This window comes from Nonomuraea cypriaca (genome assembly GCF_015645445.1).
GTDB lineage: Bacteria > Actinomycetota > Actinomycetes > Streptosporangiales > Streptosporangiaceae > Nonomuraea > Nonomuraea cypriaca.
The window spans coordinates 23,106-46,673 of the sequence record NZ_JADOGI010000011.1; the positions used below are offsets into that span (position 1 = coordinate 23,106).

General features: G+C 69.8%; 25 protein-coding genes. 11 read left to right on the forward strand and 14 right to left on the reverse strand.

All coding sequences use genetic code 11. The annotated features are described in order from the left end of the window. Positions 1-410: 410 nt before the first annotated feature. Complete coding sequence (locus ITP53_RS05680; RefSeq protein WP_207755563.1) at positions 411-980, reverse strand: TetR/AcrR family transcriptional regulator; 570 nt, start codon at positions 978-980, stop codon at positions 411-413. Between the two features lie 253 nt (positions 981-1,233). Between ITP53_RS05680 and ITP53_RS05685 the strand changes: the two genes are divergently transcribed. The 3 genes from ITP53_RS05685 (at position 1,234) to ITP53_RS05695 (ending at position 2,730) form a co-directional block, all read left to right on the forward strand. Continuing rightward, complete coding sequence (locus ITP53_RS05685; protein WP_195894222.1) at positions 1,234-1,839, forward strand: TetR/AcrR family transcriptional regulator; 606 nt, start codon at positions 1,234-1,236, stop codon at positions 1,837-1,839. A 97-nt stretch (positions 1,840-1,936) separates the two neighbouring features. After that, positions 1,937-2,470: an aldo/keto reductase gene (locus ITP53_RS05690; protein WP_328814067.1), complete on the forward strand. Its 534-nt coding sequence runs from the start codon at positions 1,937-1,939 to the stop codon at positions 2,468-2,470. Between the two features lie 110 nt (positions 2,471-2,580). After that, positions 2,581-2,730: a hypothetical protein gene (locus ITP53_RS05695; RefSeq protein WP_195894223.1), complete on the forward strand. Its 150-nt coding sequence runs from the start codon at positions 2,581-2,583 to the stop codon at positions 2,728-2,730. Positions 2,731-2,770: 40 nt separating this feature from the next. Here ITP53_RS05695 and ITP53_RS60105 read toward each other — a convergent pair whose 3' ends face one another. The 3 genes from ITP53_RS60105 to ITP53_RS05710 all read right to left on the reverse strand — a co-directional run bounded on the left by ITP53_RS60105 (position 2,771) and on the right by ITP53_RS05710 (position 5,290). Beyond that, on the reverse strand, positions 2,771-3,700 hold the full coding sequence (locus ITP53_RS60105; protein WP_328814069.1) for a golvesin C-terminal-like domain-containing protein: 930 nt from the start codon (positions 3,698-3,700) through the stop codon (positions 2,771-2,773). Between the two features lie 120 nt (positions 3,701-3,820). Beyond that, entirely contained in the window at positions 3,821-4,291 is a 471-nt protein-coding gene (locus ITP53_RS05705) for a serine/threonine protein kinase (protein WP_195894224.1), read from the reverse strand. Between the two features lie 198 nt (positions 4,292-4,489). After that, positions 4,490-5,290 (reverse strand): SAM-dependent methyltransferase, encoded by an 801-nt coding sequence (locus ITP53_RS05710; RefSeq protein WP_195894225.1) that lies wholly within the window; start codon positions 5,288-5,290, stop codon positions 4,490-4,492. 530 nt (positions 5,291-5,820) lie between these two features. Here ITP53_RS05710 and ITP53_RS05715 point away from each other — a divergent pair. Beyond that, positions 5,821-6,972 (forward strand): NAD(P)/FAD-dependent oxidoreductase, encoded by a 1,152-nt coding sequence (locus ITP53_RS05715; protein WP_236050484.1) that lies wholly within the window; start codon positions 5,821-5,823, stop codon positions 6,970-6,972. 21 nt (positions 6,973-6,993) lie between these two features. Here ITP53_RS05715 and ITP53_RS05720 read toward each other — a convergent pair whose 3' ends face one another. Beyond that, entirely contained in the window at positions 6,994-7,869 is an 876-nt protein-coding gene (locus ITP53_RS05720; protein ID WP_328814071.1) for a UbiA family prenyltransferase, read from the reverse strand. Positions 7,870-7,990: 121 nt separating this feature from the next. Between ITP53_RS05720 and ITP53_RS05725 the strand changes: the two genes are divergently transcribed. Genes ITP53_RS05725 through ITP53_RS05735 form a run of 3 tightly spaced genes read left to right on the forward strand, consistent with a single transcriptional unit; the run spans position 7,991 to position 10,617 of the window. Then, positions 7,991-9,043, forward strand: coding sequence for a type III polyketide synthase (locus ITP53_RS05725; protein WP_195894228.1), 1,053 nt, complete (start codon positions 7,991-7,993; stop codon positions 9,041-9,043). A 34-nt stretch (positions 9,044-9,077) separates the two neighbouring features. Further along, the gene (locus ITP53_RS05730; RefSeq protein WP_195894229.1) at positions 9,078-9,599 is read left to right on the forward strand and encodes an isoprenylcysteine carboxyl methyltransferase family protein; all 522 of its coding nucleotides are present in this window, start codon (positions 9,078-9,080) and stop codon (positions 9,597-9,599) included. A 4-nt stretch (positions 9,600-9,603) separates the two neighbouring features. Then, positions 9,604-10,617 carry an NAD(P)/FAD-dependent oxidoreductase gene (locus tag ITP53_RS05735; protein WP_195894230.1) on the forward strand — a complete coding sequence of 338 codons (1,014 nt, stop codon included), beginning with the start codon at positions 9,604-9,606 and terminating at the stop codon, positions 10,615-10,617. A gap of 180 nt (positions 10,618-10,797) precedes the next feature. Here ITP53_RS05735 and ITP53_RS05740 read toward each other — a convergent pair whose 3' ends face one another. From ITP53_RS05740 to ITP53_RS05760, 5 genes are all read right to left on the reverse strand, one after another. Then, entirely contained in the window at positions 10,798-11,082 is a 285-nt protein-coding gene (locus ITP53_RS05740; RefSeq protein ID WP_195894231.1) for a thioesterase domain-containing protein, read from the reverse strand. A gap of 109 nt (positions 11,083-11,191) precedes the next feature. After that, on the reverse strand, positions 11,192-11,959 hold the full coding sequence (locus ITP53_RS05745) for an SDR family NAD(P)-dependent oxidoreductase (protein ID WP_195894232.1): 768 nt from the start codon (positions 11,957-11,959) through the stop codon (positions 11,192-11,194). A 254-nt stretch (positions 11,960-12,213) separates the two neighbouring features. Further along, the gene (locus ITP53_RS05750) at positions 12,214-14,910 is read right to left on the reverse strand and encodes an ATP-binding protein (RefSeq protein ID WP_207755566.1); all 2,697 of its coding nucleotides are present in this window, start codon (positions 14,908-14,910) and stop codon (positions 12,214-12,216) included. Positions 14,911-15,327: 417 nt separating this feature from the next. Then, on the reverse strand, positions 15,328-15,852 hold the full coding sequence (locus tag ITP53_RS05755) for a TetR/AcrR family transcriptional regulator (protein ID WP_207755567.1): 525 nt from the start codon (positions 15,850-15,852) through the stop codon (positions 15,328-15,330). Between the two features lie 22 nt (positions 15,853-15,874). Continuing rightward, positions 15,875-16,717 carry an alpha/beta fold hydrolase gene (locus ITP53_RS05760; protein ID WP_328814076.1) on the reverse strand — a complete coding sequence of 281 codons (843 nt, stop codon included), beginning with the start codon at positions 16,715-16,717 and terminating at the stop codon, positions 15,875-15,877. Between the two features lie 456 nt (positions 16,718-17,173). Between ITP53_RS05760 and ITP53_RS05765 the strand changes: the two genes are divergently transcribed. Next, positions 17,174-18,193: an LLM class flavin-dependent oxidoreductase gene (locus tag ITP53_RS05765; RefSeq protein WP_195894236.1), complete on the forward strand. Its 1,020-nt coding sequence runs from the start codon at positions 17,174-17,176 to the stop codon at positions 18,191-18,193. Between the two features lie 59 nt (positions 18,194-18,252). Here the strand turns inward: ITP53_RS05765 and ITP53_RS05770 are convergent, their stop codons facing one another. Beyond that, positions 18,253-18,963 (reverse strand): cation transporter, encoded by a 711-nt coding sequence (locus ITP53_RS05770; protein ID WP_195894237.1) that lies wholly within the window; start codon positions 18,961-18,963, stop codon positions 18,253-18,255. Continuing rightward, entirely contained in the window at positions 18,960-19,388 is a 429-nt protein-coding gene (locus ITP53_RS05775) for an ArsR/SmtB family transcription factor (protein WP_195894238.1), read from the reverse strand. The genes ITP53_RS05770 and ITP53_RS05775 overlap by 4 nt, the downstream gene beginning before the upstream one ends. A 153-nt stretch (positions 19,389-19,541) precedes the next feature. Between ITP53_RS05775 and ITP53_RS05780 the strand changes: the two genes are divergently transcribed. Together ITP53_RS05780 and ITP53_RS05785 are read left to right on the forward strand one after the other, a co-directional pair. Next, positions 19,542-20,090 (forward strand): YciI family protein, encoded by a 549-nt coding sequence (locus ITP53_RS05780; RefSeq protein ID WP_195894239.1) that lies wholly within the window; start codon positions 19,542-19,544, stop codon positions 20,088-20,090. A gap of 145 nt (positions 20,091-20,235) precedes the next feature. Further along, positions 20,236-21,015 (forward strand): alpha/beta fold hydrolase, encoded by a 780-nt coding sequence (locus ITP53_RS05785; protein WP_195894240.1) that lies wholly within the window; start codon positions 20,236-20,238, stop codon positions 21,013-21,015. Between the two features lie 136 nt (positions 21,016-21,151). On the opposite strand, the gene ITP53_RS05790 is transcribed toward ITP53_RS05785, so the two are convergent. After that, on the reverse strand, positions 21,152-21,973 hold the full coding sequence (locus tag ITP53_RS05790) for an SDR family oxidoreductase (protein WP_195894241.1): 822 nt from the start codon (positions 21,971-21,973) through the stop codon (positions 21,152-21,154). Positions 21,974-22,049: 76 nt separating this feature from the next. Here ITP53_RS05790 and ITP53_RS05795 point away from each other — a divergent pair, with 76 nt between their 5' ends. Further along, positions 22,050-23,093, forward strand: a complete 1,044-nt coding sequence (locus ITP53_RS05795; protein ID WP_195894242.1) for an ArsR/SmtB family transcription factor — start codon at positions 22,050-22,052, stop codon at positions 23,091-23,093. Positions 23,094-23,168: 75 nt separating this feature from the next. Here ITP53_RS05795 and ITP53_RS05800 read toward each other — a convergent pair whose 3' ends face one another. Next, positions 23,169-23,531: a hypothetical protein gene (locus ITP53_RS05800; RefSeq protein ID WP_195894243.1), complete on the reverse strand. Its 363-nt coding sequence runs from the start codon at positions 23,529-23,531 to the stop codon at positions 23,169-23,171. Positions 23,532-23,568 lie beyond the last annotated feature (37 nt).

A 23,568-nucleotide genomic window follows, 5' to 3' on the forward strand; every position in this document is an offset into this window, starting at 1 on the left:
GGTCGCCCAGCGCGCCGGAGTGGCAAGGCCACGGTCTACCGCAGCTATCCCGCCAAGGAAAACCTCGCGAAGGCGGTCGTCCAATACCGTCTGGCGGAACTTGAACGCAGGATCACCGGGTCGGCCACAACCGGCTCTGATCGCCGCCAGGTCTTCGACGCTTACGTCCGGAGCCTCTTCGAGAGCCTTGCCCACGACCGGCTACCGCCGGAGGTCCTGGCCGTGGCTCAATCGGCGGACGCAGCCGAGCTGCTGAAGCGGCTCACCCAACTGATGGAGGAGGCCAAGGCGGCCGGGCACGTCCGTTCCGACGCGACCGCGCTGGATCTGCGCGTGGTCTTGTGCGGTCTGGTGCTGCAGCTGTCGACCATCGCCGACCGAGATCCCGCTCTGTGGCGCCGCCTTCGCGGTCAGGGGCGCAGCGCCTGGAGTGTCAGTTCGCCGAACCGGCGCCACAGTGCGGGTTCCCTGTCGGCCACTCTGATCAGTTGCAGCATCATGCCGCAAAGCACCACGCGCAGATCCAGCACAGTGGCATCGGCGCGCACCAGACCCGTGGGTTTGGCCACCTCCATCAGGTTGGACAGCCGGTCGAGCAGGCCAGAGATGTTCCTGAACTGGCCGTCCGCGAGCGCCTCGGACAGCAGCCGGTCATCGGCGAGGCTCTCGAAGAGCCGGAGCACATATTGGCTGAACGCCACGTACGGATCCGTCTGGGCCAGCGCGGGTGCGGTGAAACGCTCCAGTTCGGCCAGCCGGTGGTCGACGACGGCTGCTACGAGATCTTCCTTGGTGGGATAGCTGCGGTAGACCGTGGCCTTGCCCACTCCGGCCCGTTCGGCGATCTGCGGCACGGTGCCCTGCAGACCGGCTTCCGCGAAGACGTCCAGCGCCGCCGCGAAGACCCGTTCGTGGTTGCGACGGGCGTCAGCCCTGCGAAACGGCTCGGCGGGTCTCGGACTCGTCTCCACTGGTTCCACGCCCCCAATTGTGCCTGTTGCCCGGCCATCCACCGTAACCACCGATCGTGCCCTGCACATGCTGGGCAGATCGACCGTCGAGGTGGTCCGGCCGCGGCCTTCCGGCTCGGGTACGAGCCGGTTTCAGCACCAGGGCCCGTGCATCAGCACCAGCACCAGCACATCCGTCATCGTCTTCATGCCCTTCTTCGCACAAGGCTTCTCCGTACGAAGCCATAGACTGGACCTCCACGTCCAATCTGGAAGGCTTGTCATGCGTCCGCTGACGCGCAAAGGAACTGCGACGCGGCAACGCGTCCTCGAAGGCGCTGCCATGCACATCCGCGAGCACGGTGTGGCCGACACGACGCTCGACGACATCATGGCCAGGACGTCGACGAGCAAGAGCCAGCTCTTCCACTACTTCCCCGGCGGTCGGGAGGAACTACTGCTGGCCGTGGCCCGCCTCGAAGCCGACCGCGTGCTGGAGGACCAGCAGCCCCAGCTCGGCGACCTCACCTCCTGGGACGCCTGGCAACAGTGGCGCGACCGGGTCGTCGAGCGCTACCGCAACCAGGGCCGCCAGTGCCCGCTCAATTCCGTCATGTCGCAGCTGCGCGGCAACACACCCGGCGCCCAGGCCGTGGTCACCGAGCTGATGAACCGCTGGCAGGCCGAGATCGCCGCCGGTGTCCGGCACATGCAGACCGCGGACGAGATTGACCCGGGCCTCGACCCCGACCAGGCGGCGGCCGCACTGCTCGCGTGCATCCAGGGCGGCGTGCTGATCCAGCTCTCCACCGGCCGCACGACGCACCTGGAGGCCGCCCTCGACATGGGCCTCGCCTACCTGCGGGCCGACCGTCTCCCAGCGAACTGACGATCCAAATTTGGACTTGACAGTCCATTTTTCACCGCGCAGGCTGTGGTCCGCACGGTACGGAACGGCCTTCGAACGGAGTAACACCCTCATGCCCGTGGACCACTACTACCTGCTCGGACGCTCGGGGTTGCGCGTCAGCCGGCTCGCGCTCGGCACGATGAACTTCGGCACCGGCGGCTTCCACGCCGCGTACGGCAAGACCGAGCAGGAGGCCCGCCCGATCTTCCGCCGCTACCTCGAAGCGGGCGGGAACTTCGTCGACACCGCCGACTTCTACACCGCCGGCGAGAGCGAGACCATCCTCGGCAACCTGATCGCGGAGGCCGGGGTGCGCGACCGGGTGGTGCTGACCACCAAGTTCACCAACAGCGTCGATCCCGCGGACCCGAACGCGGGAGGCAACGGGCGCAAGCACATGATCCGGGCGGTCGAGGCGTCACTGCGCCGTCTGCGCACCGACTACATCGACCTGTACCTGCTGCACACGTGGGACCGGATCACGCCCGTCGAGGAGGTCATGCGGACCTTCGACGACCTCACCAAGGCCGGGAAGATCCGCTACGCGGGCCTGTCGGACGTGCCGGCCTGGCCGACCGTACAGAATTGGGTGCCGGACAGCGCCGCCTGACGCCGCGCTCCCGGCCGTCGGGCCGCCGCGAACGCAAACCGGGTCGCGCTCCGCGAGGCCACCCGGCGCCACGGCATGGAGAACACCGTCGAGCAGATCGCGAAAAACCTATGGTGCGCTGCCTGGCGCACGGTGGCCCGTCGTTGGTCATCGACTCCTGCCAGCGGGTGCACGACCAGCCGGTCGACGGAGTCTGGTGCAGCGACCACTTCGGACTGACGGCTGACCTGACTCCGTCGCCGACGGTGGAGTTCGGCTGAGCCCGCCGGCTGGGCGCCGGCGGGCCCGCCGTTGACACCGTTAGCCGAGCGGTATGACCGGCTCCGTCGAACGGCCGGCGTAGAAGCAGCCCGTGGTGGGCAGGCTGCTCGCCGCCGGCGGCGTGGCGCCGTCGTAGACGGCCAGCAGGAAGTTCTGCGGGCACCGCCGGGTGCTGCCGGTGCGGATGCCGAAGTGCAGATGCGGACCGGTCGAGTTGCCGGTGTTGCCGGTCAGCCCGATCTGCTGCCCGACGCCGACCGACGCGCCGTTGGAGACGGACCACGACGAGAAGTGGCAGTACGTGTAGATGGCCCCGTCGGTTCCGGTCAGGTTGATGCCGCGCCCGCACGAGCTGTCGTCGATGACCGTCACCGTGCCGGCGCGCACAGCGTACGCCGGAGTGCCGGTGCCGACCGGTAGGTCGATCGCGGGATAGTCGTGGTGCGGGTCGTCGTACTCGCTGCGCGGCAGCGAGCTCCGCGGAAGGGGCAGCGAGAACGAGACCGCTCCGGTCGACGAGGTGATCCGGACCGCGTCGGCGACGACGTAGCCGGGCTGGCTGGTCCAGCGGCTGACGCCGACCACGTTGTAGTCGCCGGCGGCCAAGGTGAACGCGCCGAGACTGACCCAGCGGCCACCGTTCGCGCGCTGGTCGACGACCACACTGCGGGTGCCGCCGGTGGTCGCCACCATGAACGGGGTGGCGCTGTTGTAGCCGGCGTCCGCCGGATACCAGACCTCGACCAGGTGGGCCCCGGCCGCGGCGATCGACGCCTTGAACCAGGCGGCGTCGCTCGCGACGGTGTTCGGTGTCGCGAACCGGTAGTCCGCGCCGTACCGCTGCGCGGACCATGCCGACGTGCCCCAGTCGGCGCCGGCGATGAACCGTTCGGCGGTGGCGTTGTCGACCGTGGTGGTCGCGGCAGTCGCGGGGTCCGCGGGGCCGAGCAGAACCAGAGAGGCTGCCACGACGGTGGCTAACCAACGAGTGATGATCTTCACGGGCTGTGCCCTCCGGGGGGTTGAGGGGAAGCGCAGATGAAGATATTTAACCAATATACGAACGTCAATGAAAGATATCTACATATATCAGTTTCTTAGGGGGTCGAGGAGGATCTGGGCAGGATTGAACGGTAAGCCAGGGGCCCGGTGCACCACCCCGGCGGCGTGCATCGCGGTGAGCGCCTCCCCCAATCCGGCCGCCACGCCGTACAGTTCGTCGCCGGAGAGCGGGCCGTCGTCCTGCGCCCGGCGCTCCAGCGTCGGGCCGGGCACGTATTCGGTCGCCACCCAGGGGGTGCCGCTGCCGATGTCGGAGCCGAGCACCTTCGCCGTACACAGGCCGCCCACCCGCCGCAGCACGCCGACCTCCCTGGCGAACCTCGCCACGAACTCGTCGTCCCCGGTGTGGGCGGGATGGATCAGCTTGACGGCGGCACGTGTCCCGGAGGCGTCGACGCCGGCGTAGACGACACCCATGCCGCCCATGCCCAGGCGTCCCACGATGCGGTACGGGCCGACCGTCTCCGGCAGGTCCGAGGAATGCGCTCGGGCGTCCATTGAGCAGGCGTCCCTTCTCCCGCATGCGTTCCGCCGCGTTCTCGTGATCTCTACGAGAGATTAAAGGGGCCCAGGCACTCGCGGTAGATCAGCCGGGCGGCACGATTCCGTACTTGGAGACGGGGACGGCCGGTTGGGCGGCGCTGGTGAGTCCGATCGACGCGGTGGTGAAGGCGCCCTGACCCGCGCCGAACCCGCTCAGGGCTTGCGCGCCACCGCGCCGTACGCGTCGATCGGCTCGTCCGTGTCGGTGCCGGGGCGCCAGCGCGCGATCGGCACCACCCCCGGCTCGACCAGCTCCAGGCCGGCGAACTGCTCGGTGAACTGCTCAAGGCTGCGCAGGTAGTAAGGCACGGCCCCGCTCTCCGCGAGCTTGGCGCTGCCCTCATTGACGGCGTTGCCGGTGTCGGTGCTGTCCCAGAGCACCAGGTAGCTGCCGGAGGGGACGGCGTCCATCACCCTGCGCACGATGGAGAGCAACTCGTCGAAGTCCTCCACGTAGCCGAGCACGCCCATGAACATCACGCCGATCGGCTTGGTGAAGTCGAGCACGTTGCGGGCGTCGGAGATGATCTGCTCGGGCTCGTGGTAGTCGGCGTCGACGTAGGTGGTCACGCCCTCGGGGGTGGTGTTCCTCAGCAGGGCGCGGGCGTGCACGAGGACCAGCGGGTCGTTGTCGACGTAGACGATGCGCGCGTCCGGTCTGATCCCCTGGGCGATCTCGTGGGTGTTCTGCATCGTGGGCAGGCCCGTGCCGATGTCGAGGAACTGGTGGACGCCCGCCTCAGCGGTGAGGTGGCGCACGGCGCGGATGAGGAAACGCCGCGACTGCTTGGCCATCGTGACGATATCGGGATAGACCTTGGCGACGGCGTCGCCCGCGGCGCGGTCGGCATCGAAGTTGTCCTTGCCGCCCATCCAGTAGTTCCAGATGCGCGCCGCGTGCGGCACGCCGGCATTGATCTTCGCGGCGAGGCCTGAGCGGTGCTCATCGGGCATTTACGGGCTCCCAACGCGAACAGGGGTCATTGGGGAAGATCGTATAGGATTCCGCAATGGACGCCGACCCCCCAGGCTCGCTTTCTGGGTGTCCCGCTCGAAAATTGTGTCACGTGTTCTGAGCTGCGGTTAAGCGGCGTGGTGGTGCTCGCTGATCAAGCCGGCGCCTACCGGTTTTCGGCGGATAGATTGCAGGTCGTTGAGGTCGGTCACGTCGCGGAGGGTGTGTCGCGATGTCCGGGGGCCGTTGCTGCCGCGACTGGTGAGGCCGGTGCCCGTTGCCATGGATCAGGTTGTAGGGCGTCAAACATGGTCGCGCCGCCAGGCCTTCGTGACCTGCGCGACCAGGCGACGGAAGTTCCGCGCCGACCCGCCATACTCGGCGGCGGCCTGGGCCAACGGCAGCAGCCGCTTGGCTGAGACCTTCCCGTGCGTCGCGCCTGGCGCCGGTCAGGGGTGGAGCGAGCTCGGGGTCGCGCCGGCGGAACGTGATGAGTTTCCGATCGTGCGTGCGGTGGGACAGACCTCGCATGGGCGACATGTGGGACGTGGCGATCGTGGGAGCGGGACCGGCGGGCTCGGCGGCGGCGCTGCGGGCCGCGCAACTACGCCCGGAACTGCGCGTGCTCCTGCTGGACAGGGCCGACTTCCCCCGTGACAAGCCGTGCGGCGACGGCATCGCCGCCCACGGGCGCGACGAGCTGGCCCTGCTGGGGCTGCCCGCGCTCATCGACGACTACCGGCCCACTCCCCGCCTGACCGTGGTCTCGCCGGGCGGGGTGCGGGTCTCCGCCGAGGCCGCGCGGCCCAATCACGTGGTGCCGCGCCGGGTGTTCGACGCTCGCCTGGTGGCCGCCGCGCGGGCCAGGGGCGTCGAGGTACGCCGCCACCGCGTCAAGAATCTCGTCTTCGACGGGTCCGGGGTGGTCATCGACGGGCGGCTGCGGGCCCGTACGGTGGTGGCCGCCGACGGGGCCGGCTCGGTCGTGCGCCGCCTGATCGGCCTGGGCGCCGCCGCCGAGAAGCACACCGCCATCGCCGTGCGCGGCTATGCCGACGTGCCCGAGCAGGACGATGTCCAGCTCATCGCCATGCAAAAGGCGGGCTGGCCGGCCTATGCGTGGTCGTTCCCCATCGGCGACGGCACCGCGAACGTCGGCTTCGGCATGCTGCTGCCCCGGCTGCGCGCGGCGGGCGCGCCCGGACGTCAGGTGCTGCACGGCAGGCTCGCCGAGCTGCTGCCCGACCGGCCCGCCCGCGATCTGCGCGCCCACCACCTGCCGCTCTCGACCGGGCGGCCGACGCCCGGCGCTGGACGGGTCCTGCTCGCCGGTGACGCCGCAGGGCTGATCAACCCGCTCACCGGCGAGGGTATCTACTACGCGCTGCTGTCCGGGCGGCTGGCGGCCGAGGCGGCGGTGGAGTCGCCGGGCGATCCGCTGGCGCTGTACCGGGGCAAGCTGCGCGGGGCGCTCGGACGGCACCTGCGCACCACCGACGTGCTGGCCCGGCTGGCCCAGTCCCCCGGTTTCATCGACGCGGCGATCGAGACCGCCGCGCGCCGCAAGAACGTGTTCGACCTGCTGGTGGAGGTGGGGCTCGGGGCCGGGACGGTGCCCGCGCCGCTCGCGCTGGCCGTGGGGATGCGGTGGCTGCGCGGATCCCTGCGCGCCGGGCGGTGAGCGGGCGTGGAGCCATGCAGGTCACGCGGTGAGCGACGCGCCGCCGGCGACCAGGAGGATCACGTCCACGGCCGCCACGGCGACGGCGGTGACGAACGGCACCCGTGAGGACCTGGCGGCCAGTAGCAGCCCTGTGGCCGCGAGGGCCGAGGCGGCGGCTACGGCCAGCCAGCCCGCCACCCCGGGGGCGGCGCCTCCGGGGCCGAAGACGAGCAGGCAGGTGGCGGCCAGCAGCGGCACGGGGACCAGAAGCCGTACGCGGGCGGTGCCCATGTGCTGCGGCCAGCCGCGTACGCCGGTGTACAGGTCGCCCGCGATGTCCGGCAGCACGTTGGCCAGATGCGCGCCCACACCGAGCAGCGCCGCGGCCAGGATGGCCCACCACGCGGGCCACGGCTCACCGGGCAGGCCCAGTGTCACAAAGGCCGGCAGCACGCCGAACCCCACGGCGTAGGGCACCCACGACAGAAGTGTCGCCTTCAGCCCGAAGTCGTACCCCCAGGCCGCCAGCACCCCCGCGAGGTGCAGCGCGCCCGCCCGCCAGCCGGAGGCCAGCGACAGCGGCACGCAGCAGGCCAGCGCCACAAGAGCGGCGATCCAGACGGCACGCGCGCTCACCGTGCCGCCCGCGACGGGCTTGCCCGCGCGCCCGGTCGCCGCGTCCCGCTCGGCGTCGATCGCGTCGTTGCACCAGCCGATCGAGAGCTGCCCCGTCAGCACGGCCGCGCCCGCCAGCACGCACCCGACCGCGTCGCGCCCCGTGGCCACGGCCAGCGCGGTGACCAGAGCGGTCACGGCCGCGGTCGGGCCGGGATGGCACGCGCGCGCCAGTCCGACGGCCAGCCGCCCCGGGCCATCGCGCACGACGGCGGCGGCCACGGGGTCGGGGTCAGTCACAAGATGATCGTAGACCCGGCGATCGCCGCCGAGTTTTCCTACGCCCCATTCGTGGCTTAAATGACCATTTGAACGGGAAACGTGCGGGAGTGAGAGCTGTCGGCTGCCGAGGGAGAACTGCATGACCCGTATCGCCGCAGTGCGTTGTGCTTTTCCTCCCCACCGATACCCACAGTCCGAGCTCACCGACATGGCCGCCCGCGTGTGCCTGCCGGAGAACGCCGACCGGCGCCTCCTCGATCGCCTGCACCGCAGCGCCCGGGTGGACTACCGCAACCTCGCCCTGCCCATCGAGCAGTACGAGAAGCTCAACGGCTTCGGCGCCGCCAACGACGCCTTCGTCTCGGTCGCCGTGGACCTGGGGCTCGAGAGTGCGAAGGCCGCCCTGGACGCGGCCGAACTGGAGCCGACCGACGTGGACATGATCATGTTCACGTCGGTGACCGGCATCGCCGCGCCCTCCGTTGACGCCCGGCTGGCGGCGGCGCTCGGCCTGCGGCCCGACGTCAAGCGGGTGCCCATCTTCGGCCTGGGCTGCGTGGCCGGAGCGGCGGGCATCGCCAGGATCCACGACTATCTGCGCGGCTGGCCGGACCACGTGGCCGTGCTGCTGTCGGTGGAGTTGTGCTCGCTCACCGTGCAGCGGGGCGACTCCTCGCCCGCGAACCTCGTCGCCAGCGCGTTGTTCGGCGACGGCGCGGCCGCCGTGGTGGCCTGCGGCGGCGGACGCGGGGCGGGCGGTCCCACCGTGGTGGCCACGCGCAGCCACCTGTATCCGGGCTCCGAGCACGTCATGGGGTGGCAGGTGGGCGACACCGGGTTCCGGGTGATGCTGGACGCGAGCGTCCCGGCGGTCGTGCGGCGATACCTGGCCGACGACGTGCACGGCTTGCTGGCCGAGCACGGCGTGACGGCCGGGGAGGTGACGGCGTGGGTATGCCATCCCGGCGGGCCGAAGGTACTCGAAGCCGTGTCGGACGTGCTCGACCTGCCCGCGGACGCGCTCGACGTGACATGGCGCTCGCTGGCGGCCAACGGCAACCTGTCCTCGTCCTCGGTCCTGCAGGTGCTCGGTGACACCCTCGCCACCCGGCAGCCCGAGCCGGGAACCTGGGGACTGATCATCGCCATGGGGCCGGGCTTCTGCTCGGAACTCGTCCTGATCCGCTGGTGACCGCGCCCATGACCCGACTGCTGGTGACCGCCTTATGACCTGGTATCTGATACTCGTCGTGCTGGTCGGCCTGGAACGTGTGGCCGAGCTGGTCGTCGCCCGGCGCAACGCCGCGTGGAGCATGACGCGCGGCGGTGTCGTAGCCGGTCAGGGGCACTATCCGTGGATGGTGGCCCTGCACACCGGGTTGCTCGTCTGCGCGCCGCTGGAGGTCGCGCTGGCGGAGCGGCCCTTCCTTCCCGCGCTCGGCTGGCCGATGCTCGCCCTCGTCGTGGCGGCCCAGGGGTTGCGGTGGTGGTGCATCATCTCGCTCGGGCCGCGCTGGAACACGCAGGTGATCGTGGTGCCCGGCCTGCCGCTGGTGACGCGCGGCCCCTACCGGTTCCGGTGGCTGCGGCATCCCAATTACGTGGCGGTGGCGATGGAGGGGCTCGCGCTGCCGCTGGTGCACACGGCCTGGATGACCGCGCTGCCGTTCACGGTGCTCAACGCCGCGCTGATGGTGGTGCGGATCCGATGTGAGAACGCGGCTCTCGCCCTCGCCTCGGGGCGGTGACGTCGTGATCGACGTGCTCGTCGCAGGCGGCGGCCCGGCGGGGCTGGCGACGGCCGTTCATGCGGCGCTGGCGGGGATGGAGGCGGTCGTCGTCGAGCCGCGTGCCTGTCCCGTGGACAAGGCGTGCGGCGAGGGCGTCATGCCGGGCGGGGTGGCGGCGCTGGAGGCAATAGGGGTGGAGGTCGAGGGGCGCGAGTTCCGCGGCATCCGCTACCTCGACGGGCGGCGGGAGGTGCGGGCCGCCTTCTCCGCCGCTCCCGGGCTGGGCTTACGCCGTACGCATCTGCATGCCGCGCTCACGCGGCGGGCCGCCGAACTGGGCGTCAAGACGGTCACCGGCAAGATAACCCGCGTCGAGCAGGACCGAGACGGCGTGGAGGCCGCCGGGCTGCGGGCACGCTGGCTGGTGGCCGCCGACGGGCTGCACTCGCCGCTGCGCCGCTCCCTCGGCCTCGACCTGCCCGCGCGCGAACCCCGCAGGTACGGCCAGCGCAGGCACTACAGGATCGAGCCGTGGACCGACTTCGTCGAGGTCCACTGGTCGGGCGCCGGCGAAGCGTACGTCACGCCCGTCGCCCGGGACCTGATCGGCGTCGCGATACTCAGCTCGGTGCGGCGCGGCTACGACGAGCACCTGCGCGGCTTCCCCGACCTGAGCCGCCGCCTGTGCGGCCCGGCCGTCACCCCGGTGCGCGGCGCGGGCCCGCTGCGCCAGGCCGTGCGCGCCCGCCGCGCGGGACGCGTCCTGCTGGTCGGGGACGCCGCCGGCTACGTGGACGCGCTCACCGGCGAGGGCGTCTCGCTGGCCGTGCGCTCGGCCGAACTGCTGGTCAGGTGCCTGGCCGAGGACCGGCCCGAGGACTACGACGGCGCGTGGCTGCGGCTGTCTCGCACCCATCGGCTGCTGACGGGCGCGCTGGTGCAGGCCGCGCGCCGCCCCGGCACGGCCCGGCTGGTGGTGCCCGCCGCCCGCCGCCTGCCCGCCCTGTTCACGGGCATCGTCAGGATCCTCGCCTGACATTTCCCGTTCGTCGAGGCCGTCCTCGAGCACTTCGTGCCCGGATTCCGGCACACCGACTTCGTCGAGGTCATCATGAACTCACTGTCACAGCCTGCACTGGTCGACCTGCCGTCACGGTGGCCGGCCCGAAGGGTCGTCGGCGGCGAGGCCGCGCCACCGCCCGTGGCAGCAGGTCACTCATGACCGGGGCGGGGCGGTGGCGAAGTGCTCGCGGATCGTGGTCAGGACCGCGGGGGCCTGCTCGGTCAGGTAGAAGTGGCCGCCGGGGAAGATCTTGACGTCGAACGGTTCCTGGGAGTGTCGCGCCCAGTCGCGCGCCTCGTCGACGGTGGTGTGCGTGTCGCGGTCGCCGGGAGGCCGGCGACCTGTACGACCCCGCAGTCCGGGCCAACCGGCGAGCCGATCTCGATGGACTTGGCCGCCGTGCGCCCGATGCGACCCGATCCGCGGCTGTCGGATCATGCCTCGGGCAGCCCCATCCGTACCGCGCAGGAAGAGTTCAACCACACCTACTGCACCCTGCCTCCCCGCTGCGCGACGAGCGCGACCGTCTCCAGCGGAGTAGGCGCGGCTACCATGTTTGGTCGCCGGCACGAACCAGCATCTCGTTGACGGCGACCCGCCGCTCTCGCGTGACGATGTAGCTGATCGCGTCCGCGATGTCCTCCGGCCGCAGCGCCTCGATTCCGTCGAGCTGCCGGCGGGCCGCGTCCCGGGTGGTGTCGCTGACGTGGTTCACCAGCTCGGTGTCCACGGAGCCGGGCTCCACCACGCTGACCCGGACGCGTTCGCTGAGCAGTTCCTGGCGAAGCGATTCGGTGAACGCGTTCAGGCCGAACTTGGTCAGGCCGTAGACGCTGCTCCCAGGCCGGGCGACTCGCCCGGCCGTCGAGCTGACGTTCACCAGATCCGCCACCTGCCGCGGGGATGTCGACGCCGCGTAGATCAGGTGCGGGATGGCGGCGTGCGTGACGTGCAACAGCGCCGCCACGTTGAGCGAGATCATCCGATCCCACTCCTCGATGGTGGTGTGCAGCGCCGAGTTGAGCAGCATGATCCCGGCGTTGTTGACCAGGATGTCCAGGCGCCCGAACCGGTCCAGCGTGTCCTGGACCATATCGTCGGCGCGTTCGGGCTCGGTGATGTCGGCCTCTATCGCGACCGCCGCTCCTCCTAGCTTCGCGATGTCGTTCGCGACCTGGTCCAGGCGGTTGCGGCGACGGGCGGCCAGGGCGACCGCCGCGCCCTCGCGGGCGAGGCGACGCGCGGTCGCGGCGCCGATTCCGCTGCTGGCGCCGGTGACGAGCGCGACGGCTCCGTCCAGCGGCCGATCGTACATGTCTGCCTCATTCCCTCGGGTCGAGGACGACGCGGAAGCGGGCGTCGCCGCGGATCATTCGCTGATATGCCGCAGCACCCAGCCGCGCTGGGCCGGCGGCTCGAGAAATGCCGACACGACGAGACTCGCGCAGTTGGCCGCCGGGTCGCACCAGGGAGTCTCACTGGTCAACCGGGGCCAGGGTCAGGCCACGGGTGCGAGCGGCCGCCCGTCGGCCACGTGCCGGTCAGCTGAGGCAGCTCATTCCCTGAACTTCACTGCGTCATGGACTCGTACTCGCCGCGGGACAACGCGTCGCCGAGTTGCCTTCGGGAGCTGATCTTGAGCTTGGCGAAGATCTTGCGGAGGTGCCACTCGACGGTACGCGGGCTCACGAAGAGACGAGCCGCGACCTCCGGGTTGGACAGGCCATCCCGCACAAGCAGGGCGATCTGTTGCTCCTGCGGCGTCAATTCCTCACTCGTCGAGCCCGCGTTCTTGCGCTTGCGGACCGTCTCGCCTGTGGCGAGAAGCTCGCGGCAGGCCCGCTCGGCGAACGCCTCCATCCCGATCGACACGAACATTTCGTACGCCGTCCGCAGGTGGGCCCGCGCCTCGACCCGCTGACGGTCCCGCCGCAACCACTCGCCGTACAGCAGGTGGGCGCGCGCCAGTTCGGGGCGCAGCAGCGTCCGGCCCAACCGCTCGATCGCCTCGCGGTAGAAGTCGTCCGCGGCGGCGGCGTCGTCGCTCAGCAGCGCCCGGCAGCGAGCCAGGACCCCCTGGGCCCAGTCGGTGTCGCACGGTTCTGCTGAGTCCGCCAGATCTTCGAGCGCCCCGTGGGCGGCCGTGTCGTCTCCGACGCGCGCCGCCGCCTCGACGAGCTCGGGCAGCGCCCACTGGGAGACAAGCAGGTTGGCGCTCTGGGTGGTGGCCTGGGCCGCCGGCAGCGCTTGCTCATAGCGGGCGAGGCCGTTGTAGAGGACCGCGGCCGCCCAGTGCGCGGACGCGACACCATTCAACTGACCGCCGGCACCGGCCTCCTCGATCGTAGCGGCGATCAGCGCCGAGGCCTCGGCGTCCTTACCCTGCAGTGCTGTCAGCAGGAGCTTGGTGTGCTGCGTCATGGGCACGCCCGTCGCAGCGGCGACGGCTTCGGACTGGGCGACGATCGCGGCCGCGGCGGCGAAATCACCGCTCAACACGATCGGTAGCCCCAACGCGTGGAGATAGATGGGAAGCTCGGACAGGGCAGCGGCCGCACGCACTTCGTCGATCACCCTGACGGGCCACTCGGCCATGATCCGGTCCTCCCAGAGGAGCGCGGTCAAGCCACCGGCCGCCCAGCCCCATTTCAGAAGGTCCTGCAGGGGAGCGCCGGTGAGCGCGATCAGCGCCCTTCGCAACGTGGGAAGCGCGGCACTCCGGCCGTCGGTGATGAGCAGTGCGTAGGCCTCGAGCACGAGATCGAGGGCACGCGGACTACCTTCGGGAGAGGGAAGCTCCCTCATCGCCCGCGAGATCGCCATGAGGCTGTCCCTGTTTGCGGCCCCGTAAGATGCGCTCGCCCAGGCGACGAGATAGGTCTCCCGCGCCAGATCCATGTCGAAGGGCTCCAGCCGCTGTGCTGCCGTCAGCAACATCGGCGGCGCCTCGTTGTTGTAGCCGGCCGCGAACGTGATGTGACTGCGCACCAGGTGGGCTCGCACGCGTTGGAACTCACCCTGGGCGTCCCGGTCGGCGATGTCGACGAGCTTCCGCGCGGCGTCGAGGTCGCCCGCCCGCAGGCTGGCGTCGGCGGCCGACAGGGCACGTTCGGCGCGGTGCGAGGTGTCGATGGTCAGTGCCACGGATCGCTGCAGGAATGCCGCCGCGGCGGCCAGCCCACCGCGCGCCTGCGCCCGGCCGGCGGACCGTTCGAGTTCGGCGGCGACGGCCTCGTCCGGTCCGGGTGCGGCGGACGCCAGGTGCCAGGCACGGCGATCCGGATCGGTCCTCGCGTCGGTGGCCTCCGCCAGCGCCAGATGCACCGCGCGGCGATCCTTCTCCCTCGCCGACCCGTACACGGCCGACCGCACGAGTGGGTGGCGGAAAGTGACGCGTGCTTCGATCGTCAGCAGTCCGTCTGTACCGCCTGCGAGGGCCGTCTCCGGGATGGCCCCGAGCCGTTCGGCGGCACGCCGCACCAAGTCCGGATTGCCGACCGGTTCGGCGGCGGCGATCAGCAGGAGCAGCCGGGTCTGCTCGGGCAGGTCTTCGATCCGGTCAAGGAAGCTCTGCTCGATCCGGCCCGGCAACGTATCGGCGTTCAGCAGGCCGAACCCGCCGGCCATCTGGGTCATGGTCAGGCCGCGGGGTAATTCGAGCAGGGCGAGCGGGTTGCCCTTGGTCTCCGCGATGATCCGATCGCGGATGTGTTGATCGAGCCGGGCGTGCGTCACCGAGTCCAGCAGTGCGTGGGCGTCGGCATCACTCAGCCCGGTGACCTCCAGCTCCGGCAGTCCGAGCAAGTCCTGAGCCCGCTGGCGAGAGCCGAAGACCAGGGCGACAGACTCCGCCAGCAGCCGCCGGGCGACGAAGCCGAGGACCTGCGCCGAGGACCGGTCCATCCACTGCGCGTCGTCGACCACACACAGCAGCGGACGCCCCTCCGAGGCGTCCGACAGCAGACTCAACACCGCCAGCCCGACCAGGAACCGCTCCGGCGGGGCTCCCGCTCGCATCCCGAACACCGTCTCGAGCGCATCGCGCTGCGGCACGGGAAGGTTCTCCAGCCGACCCAGCAGCGGCGCGCACAACTGATGCAATGTGGCGAAAGCCAACTCCATCTCGGACTCGACACCGGCCGCACGCAGCACCCGCATGCCGGTTGCCGAGTTCTCCGCGTACTCCAGCAGCGCCGACTTTCCGACCCCCGGCGCGCCGTGCACCACCAGCACGCGGCTCTCCCCCATGCGGACGGCCTCGATCACCTCATCGAGGACAGCACACTCCGACCCCCGCCCGAGCAGCCCAACGTTCTCACCGTGCCCAGCCCCGCGCGTACGTTGGTCCACGGTCCCCCGCCTTTTGTCCCAATTGCACGACTCTGAATACACCAAAGACCCACCCCAGGCCAAGTTTCCGGACTTGCGATGACGGCAACGGAGCTGCCATGACGTGCACATTGACCTGAGGATCGGCTGACGCCTCGGCGGCTGTATCGCGACCATGGTCGCGCCCTACCTCCAGGCGCAGCCCTGGCCCGATACGATCCCGCAGGCAGCTTGTGGCGCGTTCGTCGTCTGGCGAGGGGTCGCGGGTGATGAGCCCGGCCTTCTCCAGGAGGCCTGCCTGGTAGGTGAGGCCGCTGTTGTGCCGCCGCCACCTACGGACGCTTCACGCGCTGATCAACGCGGCGCCTGCAGACCTGCGATCATCACGTGGATCAACAGGTCGTAGCTGTCGTCCAGGTTCTCGGGGAAGCCGAAGGCGCCCTGAGCTTCCAGGACCGCGAAGCCGTGGACGGCCGCACGCAAGCATCGGGCCGCGTGGATCGCGGCGGAGTCCTCCATTCCGTAGGCGCGCAGGGCGGCGGTGATGATGTCGATCAGCCGCGCCCCGGCCTCGGTCGTCTGCGGCTCAGGGCTCTGGATCAAAGCCGAGTAGCGGTGGGGATGTCGCTGCACATAGCGCCGCCACGCCTTCATGAATGCGCGAATGGCCTCGTCGGCAGAGCGGCCGAGCACGGCATGCCCAGCCTGGTCCGCGATGTCGTTCATGATGCGGGCCGATACGAGCGCACGCAGCCCGGCGAGATTGCGCACGTGCTTGTACAGGGACGGGGTGGTGACGCCCGCCCGGCCGGACACCGCCGACAGGGTCAGGGCTTCGGGGCCGTCCTCGTCCAGGACCTGCAGCGCGATGTCGACCACCGCGTTCGTGGACAGTGCCGCCCTAGCCACGCGCGCCACACCTGATGAAGTCCAGGACGGCCGTGGTTACTTCGGCGGGAAACTGAACATGCGCGTAGTGCCCCGCCCCCTCGATCAGTTCGAGCCGGCCGAGTCCGGCAGGCAAACCCGCCACGATGCCCTCGCCTTCCACTCGGGGATCGGGCCAGTCGGGATCGAGCGTGCCCATGAGGATGAGAGCCGGGCATCGGACATCGGCGAGCCGGGCGCCGGCATCAGTCGGGGCGGCCCTGCCCAGCTTGCTGACAACGGCCATCCTGCCCGGCCGACGCAAGTCCGCTTCAAGAGCGGCAACGTAGTCGCAGAAACCGGCGGGTTTAGCACCCGGGAAGGCGTAGTCGAGGTATCGCTTCCACAACCGGAGGCTGCGCAGCAGGTTGGCGCCCATGAGCAGGGCCATGCCCTTGCGGTAGCGGGCGTGGGTGACGATCGCGCCCAAGTTGATCTGCTGGGCGCGGGTGAACGGGCTGATCTCGACAATCGCACTGACCAGGTCCGGCTCCTGGGCCGCGGCGATGGTGGCGGCGCCCCCGCTGAAGGAGTGGCCCACGATGACGGCGGGGCCGCCCAGACGCCTGATCAAGGCGAGGATGTCGCCAGCCGAATCGGTACGGGTGTACGACGCCCAGCCTGCGCTGGACTTTCCGTGGCCACGCACGTCCATCCTCGCGACACGGAAGCCGGCCGCCGAGAGCCGGACCGCCACCTCGCGGTAGGCCGTCCTGTTCTCACCCATGCCGTGCGCAAGAACGATCAGTGGACCCTCGCCGGTCACGTCGTACGCGAGCTGCCCGCCCTCGACCTCCAGGACTTCAGTCGCGTTCACGTCTCTGTTAATAACCATAACCAAAAGGCTAATATATTTAGCCAACTTGTGCAAGGCTATCCCGACAGGCAGAAAGCGGAACTCTGGGCGGAACCGCCGCCGCGCGCCGACGGCTTGGGCGATTTGTCATCGCACCCACCCTGTGTAGTGGTCGCCACGCGGAAGGCGCAGTACTGCGGCGGGACGGATCCTCCGGCAGCCCGCGCAGGGCCTGGCGGACGAACTCCTCGTCCATGACCGCCTCGCCGACCGGCTCGACGGCGAGGAGCTTGGTGAGCAGTACCGGCTGCCCGCATTCACGACAACGCCGACGGCCCCCGGACTGAGTACGTTCGCCGGCACGCTGAGGCTTCTGCACGCCAGCTTCGCCCCGGTGCCCGACGTAGGCCCCCCACGTCTCAGTGCGAGCATTCCCCGCTATCTTGGGGTGGAATGCCGGACTGAGGAGGGACGTGTATGCCGCTGTCCTCGCAACCGCTGCGGAAGCTGGGCTTCTTGACCATCGGGCTGTTCGACGAGGCCGACCCGCGCCGGGGCCACGAGTCGACGCTCGAGATCATCGAGCTGGGCGAGCGACTGGGCTTCGACAGCGCGTGGGTTCGGCACCGCCATCTGCAGTACGGCATCTCTTCCCCGATCGCCGTCCTGGCGGCGGCGTCCCAGCGCACCAGCCGCATCGAACTGGGCACGGCGGTCATCCCCGTGGGCTGGGAGAATCCGCTGCGGCTCGCTGAAGACCTGGCCACGGTGGACGTCTTGTCCGGGGGCCGCCTCAACCCGGGCGTCAGCGTCGGCCCGCCACTCCACTACGACCGGGTCAAGGACGCGCTCTATCCCGGCACCGGCGACGATGAGGACTTCAGCCACGAACGCGTGCGACGGCTGCTGGGCTTCGTCCGCGGCGAGCCGGCCACCGACTTCAGCGGCGTCGAGGGCTTCGAGGTCTTCTCCGACCGGGTCCAGCCGCACTCCCCCGGCCTCGGCAGTCGCATGTGGTACGGCGGCGCGAGCCTGCGCTCGGCCTGCTGGGCGGGTGAGCAGGGCATGAACTTCCTGACCAGCAGTGTCGTGAAGGCTGAGGAGTCGGAGGACTTCGCCGAGATCCAGCTCTCCCACGTACGGGAGTTCCGCACGCACCACCCTGACGGCGACCGCGCCCGCGTCTCCCAGGGCCTGGTGGTCATCCCGACCGACACGGCCTCATCCGAGCAGCGAGCCAAGTACAAGGAGTACGCCGACAAGCGCACGCCCCGGACCACCGCACCGCAGGGACCGGCACGGATGATGTTCGCGCCCGACCTCGTCGGCAGCTCCGCCGAGATCGCCGAACGGCTCTACGCCCACGCCGCCTTCCGCGAGATCGATGAGGTCGCGTTCGCGCTGCCGTTCACGTTCGATCACGAAGACTACGTGCAGATCCTCACCGACATCGCCACCAGGCTCGGCCCCGAGCTCGGCTGGCGGTCCCGGCACTGACGGCTACCGGGCTCTGGGGTCGTATTCGGCGCGCACGCGAGCAGGCATCGACCGGCCGATCAACGCTTGTCCTCCGCAGCCGATGAGCAGCAGCCGTCCGCGCACCCATCGGCTGCGGCGCCGCCGGATGAGGGCATCGCGGTGGCGGGGACGGCGCAGCAGGCATCACCGCGCCAGGCCTCGCGGCCTTCCTTGACCGCGACGGCGGCGATGACCAGGGCGGCGATCGGGTCGGCCCAGGACCAGCCGAACAGACTGTTCAAGGCCAGCCCGACCAGCAGCACCGCGGACAGGTAGGTGCACAGCAGGGTCTGCTTGGAGTCGGCCACGGCGGAGGTCGAGCCGAGTTCGCGGCCGGCGCGGCGCTGGGCGTACGACAGGAATGGCATGACGACCAGCGAGAGCGCGGCCAGGATCAGACCGGGGGTGGAGTGTTCGGCCTCACCGGCGCCGAGCAGGGCGCGGACGGCGTCGAAGGTGACGTAGGCCGCCAGAGCGTAGAAGGAGATCGCGATGACACGCAACGCGGCCCGTTCGCGGCGTTCGTGGTCGGAGGCGGAGAACTGCCAGGCCACCGCGGTGGCGGAGGCGACCTCGACGACGGAGTCAAGGCCGAAGCCGATCAGCGCGGCGGAGGAGGCGATGGTGCCGGCGGTGATGGCCACCGCGGCTTCGATGACGTTGTAGGTGATGGTCGCGGCGACCAGCAGCCGGATGCGGCGTTGCAGTAAGGTCCGCCGGGCCGGGGCGGGCAGGTTCAGCGCGGTCATGACACCGCCTGCCCCCGGATGACGTCAGGGCCGCCGTCGGCCTCGGCTTCCACGTCGCTCGCGCGGCGCGGGTTCTGGACGGGGCACAGGGTGACCGCGTGTCCGGTGGCGGCCAGCAGCTGCTCGGCTGAGGTCAGCAGGTCCATCAGCTCGGGCCGGGTCAGGGAGTAGAACGACTGCCGCCCTTGGGCTCGGTAGTCCACCAGGCCGCAATCGCGCAGGCAGGCCAGGTGCTTGGAGACCGTGGACTGGGCCAGCCCCAGCTCGGCTGTCAGGTCCACCACGCGAGCCTCGCCACGGGCCAGCCGCTGCACGATACGCAGCCGCGTCTCATCGGACAGCGAGTGGAACAGCGCCGCCGCCGGAGTGATCCCCGCGGCGATCTCAGCGCTGACACATCTTCCACCATCAAAGTCAATCGCCATATAGCGATGATAGCCCAGTTTAGTCATGTATTGACAAGGGGTGCCGACCCCACCGCCACGCATGATTGCTGAACCGCCGGGGAAACCGGCGCCCGAGGGCGGCGCCGAGCTGCAGCGGCGCTGTCGCCGCGGCCCATGGTAGGTACTGTCGGCATGGAGTTTTTCTGTTATCACCGCGACCGGCCTGACTCCGCGACGCTGCGCGACGAACTGCTGGAAGAGCACTGGTCCTACATGGACCGGTACGCGGCGGAGATGATCGCCCGTGGCCCGACCTTCGGCCGCGGCGGCGACACGGCCACCGGCAGCGTGCACATCGTCGACCTGCCAGATCTCGCCGCCGCTCGTGCGTTCGTCTTCGACGAGCCCAACTACCAGGCCGGTGTGTACCGGGACGTGGTGTTGCGGCGATGGCGCAACGTGCTGGGGCGTACCATGTGGGATTTCCCTGGCGGCCGAGACGGCGGCAACCGGTATCTGGTGCTGGGCCTCGGCTCCGGGCAGGCTGCCGACCTCGTCCCGTCGCCCGGCCTGGACGAGCTGATCGCGTATGGGCCGCTGCTGTCCGACGACGGCACCACCTGGCTGGGTACGGCGCTGCTGGTCCGAGCGCCGGACCCGGATGCGGCACGTGCCGTCCTGACCCTGGACCGGTACGCCGACATCGAGGTCCACGACTGGGAGTTCGGCGGGCGGCGGTAATGAGCACTTGACCGTCGCCGAGGTGGGCGGACCTCGACGACGTCGAACATTTACGACACTGAACGCTGGCCGAAGCCGGCCACAACGTGCACATTACGAAGATCGGGAGCAACACGGTCGGAGGCGGCTGTGCCACCATGACGGTATGGCGATCTTTGTCCAAGAGGTCGGCGCCGTCGAGGCGCCGACGGTGGTGCTCTTACACGGTGTGGGCACCAGCGGCTGGATGTGGACCAAGCAGGTCTCCGCGCTGGCCGATGACATGCACGTGCTGGTTCCCGATCTGCCGGGACACGGGCGGAGCAACACGCAGCCGTGGATCTCGATCGCCGATACCGCCCGCCTGGTCGCCGAGGCGATCGCCGCGCGGGCGCCGGAGGGCAGGGCGTATGTCGTCGGCCTCTCCCTGGGCGGTTACGTGGCGGCACACCTGGCCGCGACCGCTCCCGAGGCGTTGAGCGGTGCGATCCTGAGCGGGGTGAACGTACTGCCGTTTCCCAACCCGGGCAGGTTGCGGCTCATGGGCACGCTGATGGCCCCGGTCATGAAATGGGGGCCGGTGCTGCGGGCCAACGCCCGCGCGCTCAACGTCCCCGCGGAGGACGTCGACGGCTACCAGAGCGCCGCGCGGGCCACCAGCCGGCAGGCGTTCCGCAGGGTCAGCGACGAAGCCCTCGGCTTTCGGCTTGCGTCCAAGGCCGCAGACTCCCCCTGCCCGGTTCTGGCAGTGGCCGGTGCGAACGAGCACGATCTCACCAGGCGTTCCCTGGTCGACATCGCCGCTGCGTTTCCCAACGGCGAGGCATGCCTGGCGCCCGGGGTGGGCCACGCGTGGAGCGGCGAAAAGCCCGGACTGTTCACGGCCATGATCCGTGCCAGGGTCACCGGCGGCCGACTGCCCGAGGAACTCATCCCCGTGAGATGACCCTGGACCCTCACTGCGTGATGGCTCGCGTCGCGAGCCGACGCCCGTAACCATCCGTCGCCCGCGTTGGTATCGACCGTACGGACAACTGGTCCTCGCAGGATCTTGGCCGCCTGCCCCCGCCTGCATGGCGGGTTCAGCGAGCCCGCGATAAACCGAAGAATCCACCGTAGAGACGACGGAATACAAATTGGGGAAGTACGGAACGCAATGCCGGCAACAGCCGAGCCCGCGGTCCGACGCGATAGACGTGACGCATCTTCCGAGATTCGACGGCATGCACTATCGCCTGGGCGAGAGGCTCAGGTGAGGGCCCGTCGAGCTGGAGTCGCCGAAAGCCGTCGATGACCCGCGTTCGCCCGGGTTCGTAGGCGCGGATCGGCTTGTCCGTGCTCATGGTATCCACCGCCCCCGTGCGTACGCTGGTGGCCTCTATGCACGTCACCTCTATGCCGAACGGCTCGACCTCGTAGCGTAATGCGTCAGCGTAGTGGTTGAGTGCGGCCTTGCTCGCGGAATAGAGGGAGTGGAAGGGAATGGCGGCGACGGCGGCGCTGGAGCTCATCAGGACCAGCCGCCCCCTGCCTTGTTCACGCATGGTCGCCAGGACCGCGCGTACCACGCGGTGGGCTCCAATAAAATACCCCTCCAATTGAGCGATGGCGAGCTCGTCCGACGTTTCCTCTGCCGCGCCCGCCACATAAGCGCCCGCGCTGTAGATGACCACATCAATGCGGTCAGCCAGCTTCAGAACGTGCTGAACAGCCGAATCGACCGAGTGCTCGCTGCCGACCTCGAGCTCGACCGGAGTAATACCCGGGCTGTTCACGCGAAGCCGCGTACGGCTCGATCCGAATACGGTGTGTCCTCTTTTCGCCAGAGCCTCGGCAGTCGCGCGACCCACCCCCGAAGAGGCACCTACGACAAGGGCTACCAGCTGCTCCTGATCAACCTTCACTTACTGACCTATACAGGACCCTCAATAAATGAGCAACGCTTTTCAGGCCCACCCAAAACCCCTCGTAAGATGAAGTATGCGCCGAGCACCGGGAAACGTACGCTTCCACCTGAGCAGCGACGACCTGGCGAATGTCCGGGTACGCGGGCCGCTGGGTCCCCTGGCGGAGACCATGTTCGCCATGTGCGCGCTGCACCGGTCTGACCGTGGGGCGGTGCAGGATGAATGGCGACGCCGCTCGCTGCGGAGGCTGAGCCCGGCAGGGGCGTGTGTCATGCGGTTCCTCACGCCCGCCAGCCGGATCCCCCTCGATCTGGCGGCCCTGGCCGGGCATACGCCCGACATCGACGAGGCCCTGGACATCGTGCGTACGGCGCCGGACCAATGGGTGCGCGAGGAACTCGAAACGCTGCCTAGCCGGCACATCCTTCCCGCGCCCGTACGGGGCCTTGCCGACAACGACCGCCAGGCACGCCTCGCGCTGATGGCGGCGGTACGCGCGTGCCACGAGGCGACCGTGGCGCCGTACTGGGACCGGATTCGCGCTCACCTGCGGGCCGAAACGGTTCATGTCGCCATGCGGCTTGCCACGGACGGCCTCTCCGGCCTGTTGGAGCGACAGCGGACGCGCGGCCGGTGGCGGCCGCCCTACCTCGATGTCCCGTTACCTGGGCAGGGACGGGACGTTCACCTGGGCGGACGCGGCCTGGACATCTTCGTGTCGGTGTTCTCCCACGATCTGAGCATGCTGGTCCCCGCCGATCAGCACAGCTCTTTTACCCTGGTGCTGCCGGCGTTGCCCGATCCCGGTACGGCGCCGGCCCTGTGGACGTCGCCGCGAGAGCCGACCCATCGCCGGCTGGCCGCACTGCTCGGCCCGACGAGGGCCGCGGTGCTGGAAGCCGTCGCCGAGGGCCGTGGCACCGGCCAGATCGCCCGCCACCTCGGCATCTCTCCGGCCAGTGCCAGTCAGCACGCCACCGTGCTACGGGAGGCCGGTCTGATCGTCACCAGCCGCGACCGCAACACCGTACTCCACACCCTCACGGCCCTCGGCACCATGTTGCTCAATGGCGGGACCATGCAACGGACCGATGACGATCCTCCAGCAACACGCTGAGCGCGGCGGTCCCGAGCGTTCGCCCGATACGCCACCGGCGAGCGAGGACGCCGCCGACCACGATGGCGTGTCCGCTCAGGATCTCTCCTCATCGTCCGGGTTCTCGGGGGCCGTCGGTGTGCAGGGGTGGAGCGTTGTCGAAAACCTTGGCCATCCACTCAACCGGGAGCCCGCCAAGCTGCTGATCTTGAAGTAGCCCTCGAACTGACGGGTGCCGCTGGAGTAGGTGGCGTAGCGCCGCTCGGCCCGCTGGTCACCGCTGCCGGTGGAGCAGGTCAGCCTGAACGTCAGGTCGCTGACGTCGCCGCAGCCGCGCTCCTGCACGTCGAACGACGGCGAGTACGACGTCCACGGGCCGGATTCCACGGGATCGGCCGAGGCGGGCAGCGCCGGCACGAGCAGCCCGATGGCCGCCGCACCTGCTGGCAGTAATCGCATCCGTCCTCCTGTTTAAGAAACTTTCCTATTGACAGTC

Bases quoted from the DNA above. Each gene is read 5' to 3' on its own strand.
- ITP53_RS05710 (WP_195894225.1), bottom strand. From the start codon at position 5,290: ATGCCCGATGAGCACCGCTCAGGCCTCGCCGCGAAGATCAATGCCGGC.
- ITP53_RS05740 (WP_195894231.1), bottom strand. From the start codon at position 11,082: ATGATCCGACAGCCGCGGATCGGGTCGCATCGGGCGCACGGCGGCCAA.
- ITP53_RS05770 (WP_195894237.1), bottom strand. From the start codon at position 18,963: ATGACCGCGCTGAACCTGCCCGCCCCGGCCCGGCGGACCTTACTGCAA.
- ITP53_RS05775 (WP_195894238.1), bottom strand. From the start codon at position 19,388: ATGGCGATTGACTTTGATGGTGGAAGATGTGTCAGCGCTGAGATCGCC.
- ITP53_RS05765 (WP_195894236.1), top strand. From the start codon at position 17,174: ATGCCGCTGTCCTCGCAACCGCTGCGGAAGCTGGGCTTCTTGACCATC.
- ITP53_RS05685 (WP_195894222.1), top strand. From the start codon at position 1,234: ATGCGTCCGCTGACGCGCAAAGGAACTGCGACGCGGCAACGCGTCCTC.
- ITP53_RS05695 (WP_195894223.1), top strand. From the start codon at position 2,581: ATGGTGCGCTGCCTGGCGCACGGTGGCCCGTCGTTGGTCATCGACTCC.
- ITP53_RS05795 (WP_195894242.1), top strand. From the start codon at position 22,050: ATGCGCCGAGCACCGGGAAACGTACGCTTCCACCTGAGCAGCGACGAC.
- ITP53_RS05800 (WP_195894243.1), bottom strand. From the start codon at position 23,531: ATGCGATTACTGCCAGCAGGTGCGGCGGCCATCGGGCTGCTCGTGCCG.
- ITP53_RS05715 (WP_236050484.1), top strand. From the start codon at position 5,821: ATGGGCGACATGTGGGACGTGGCGATCGTGGGAGCGGGACCGGCGGGC.
- ITP53_RS05705 (WP_195894224.1), bottom strand. From the start codon at position 4,291: ATGGACGCCCGAGCGCATTCCTCGGACCTGCCGGAGACGGTCGGCCCG.
- ITP53_RS05725 (WP_195894228.1), top strand. From the start codon at position 7,991: ATGACCCGTATCGCCGCAGTGCGTTGTGCTTTTCCTCCCCACCGATAC.
- ITP53_RS05785 (WP_195894240.1), top strand. From the start codon at position 20,236: ATGGCGATCTTTGTCCAAGAGGTCGGCGCCGTCGAGGCGCCGACGGTG.
- ITP53_RS05780 (WP_195894239.1), top strand. From the start codon at position 19,542: ATGGAGTTTTTCTGTTATCACCGCGACCGGCCTGACTCCGCGACGCTG.
- ITP53_RS05730 (WP_195894229.1), top strand. From the start codon at position 9,078: ATGACCTGGTATCTGATACTCGTCGTGCTGGTCGGCCTGGAACGTGTG.
- ITP53_RS05745 (WP_195894232.1), bottom strand. From the start codon at position 11,959: ATGTACGATCGGCCGCTGGACGGAGCCGTCGCGCTCGTCACCGGCGCC.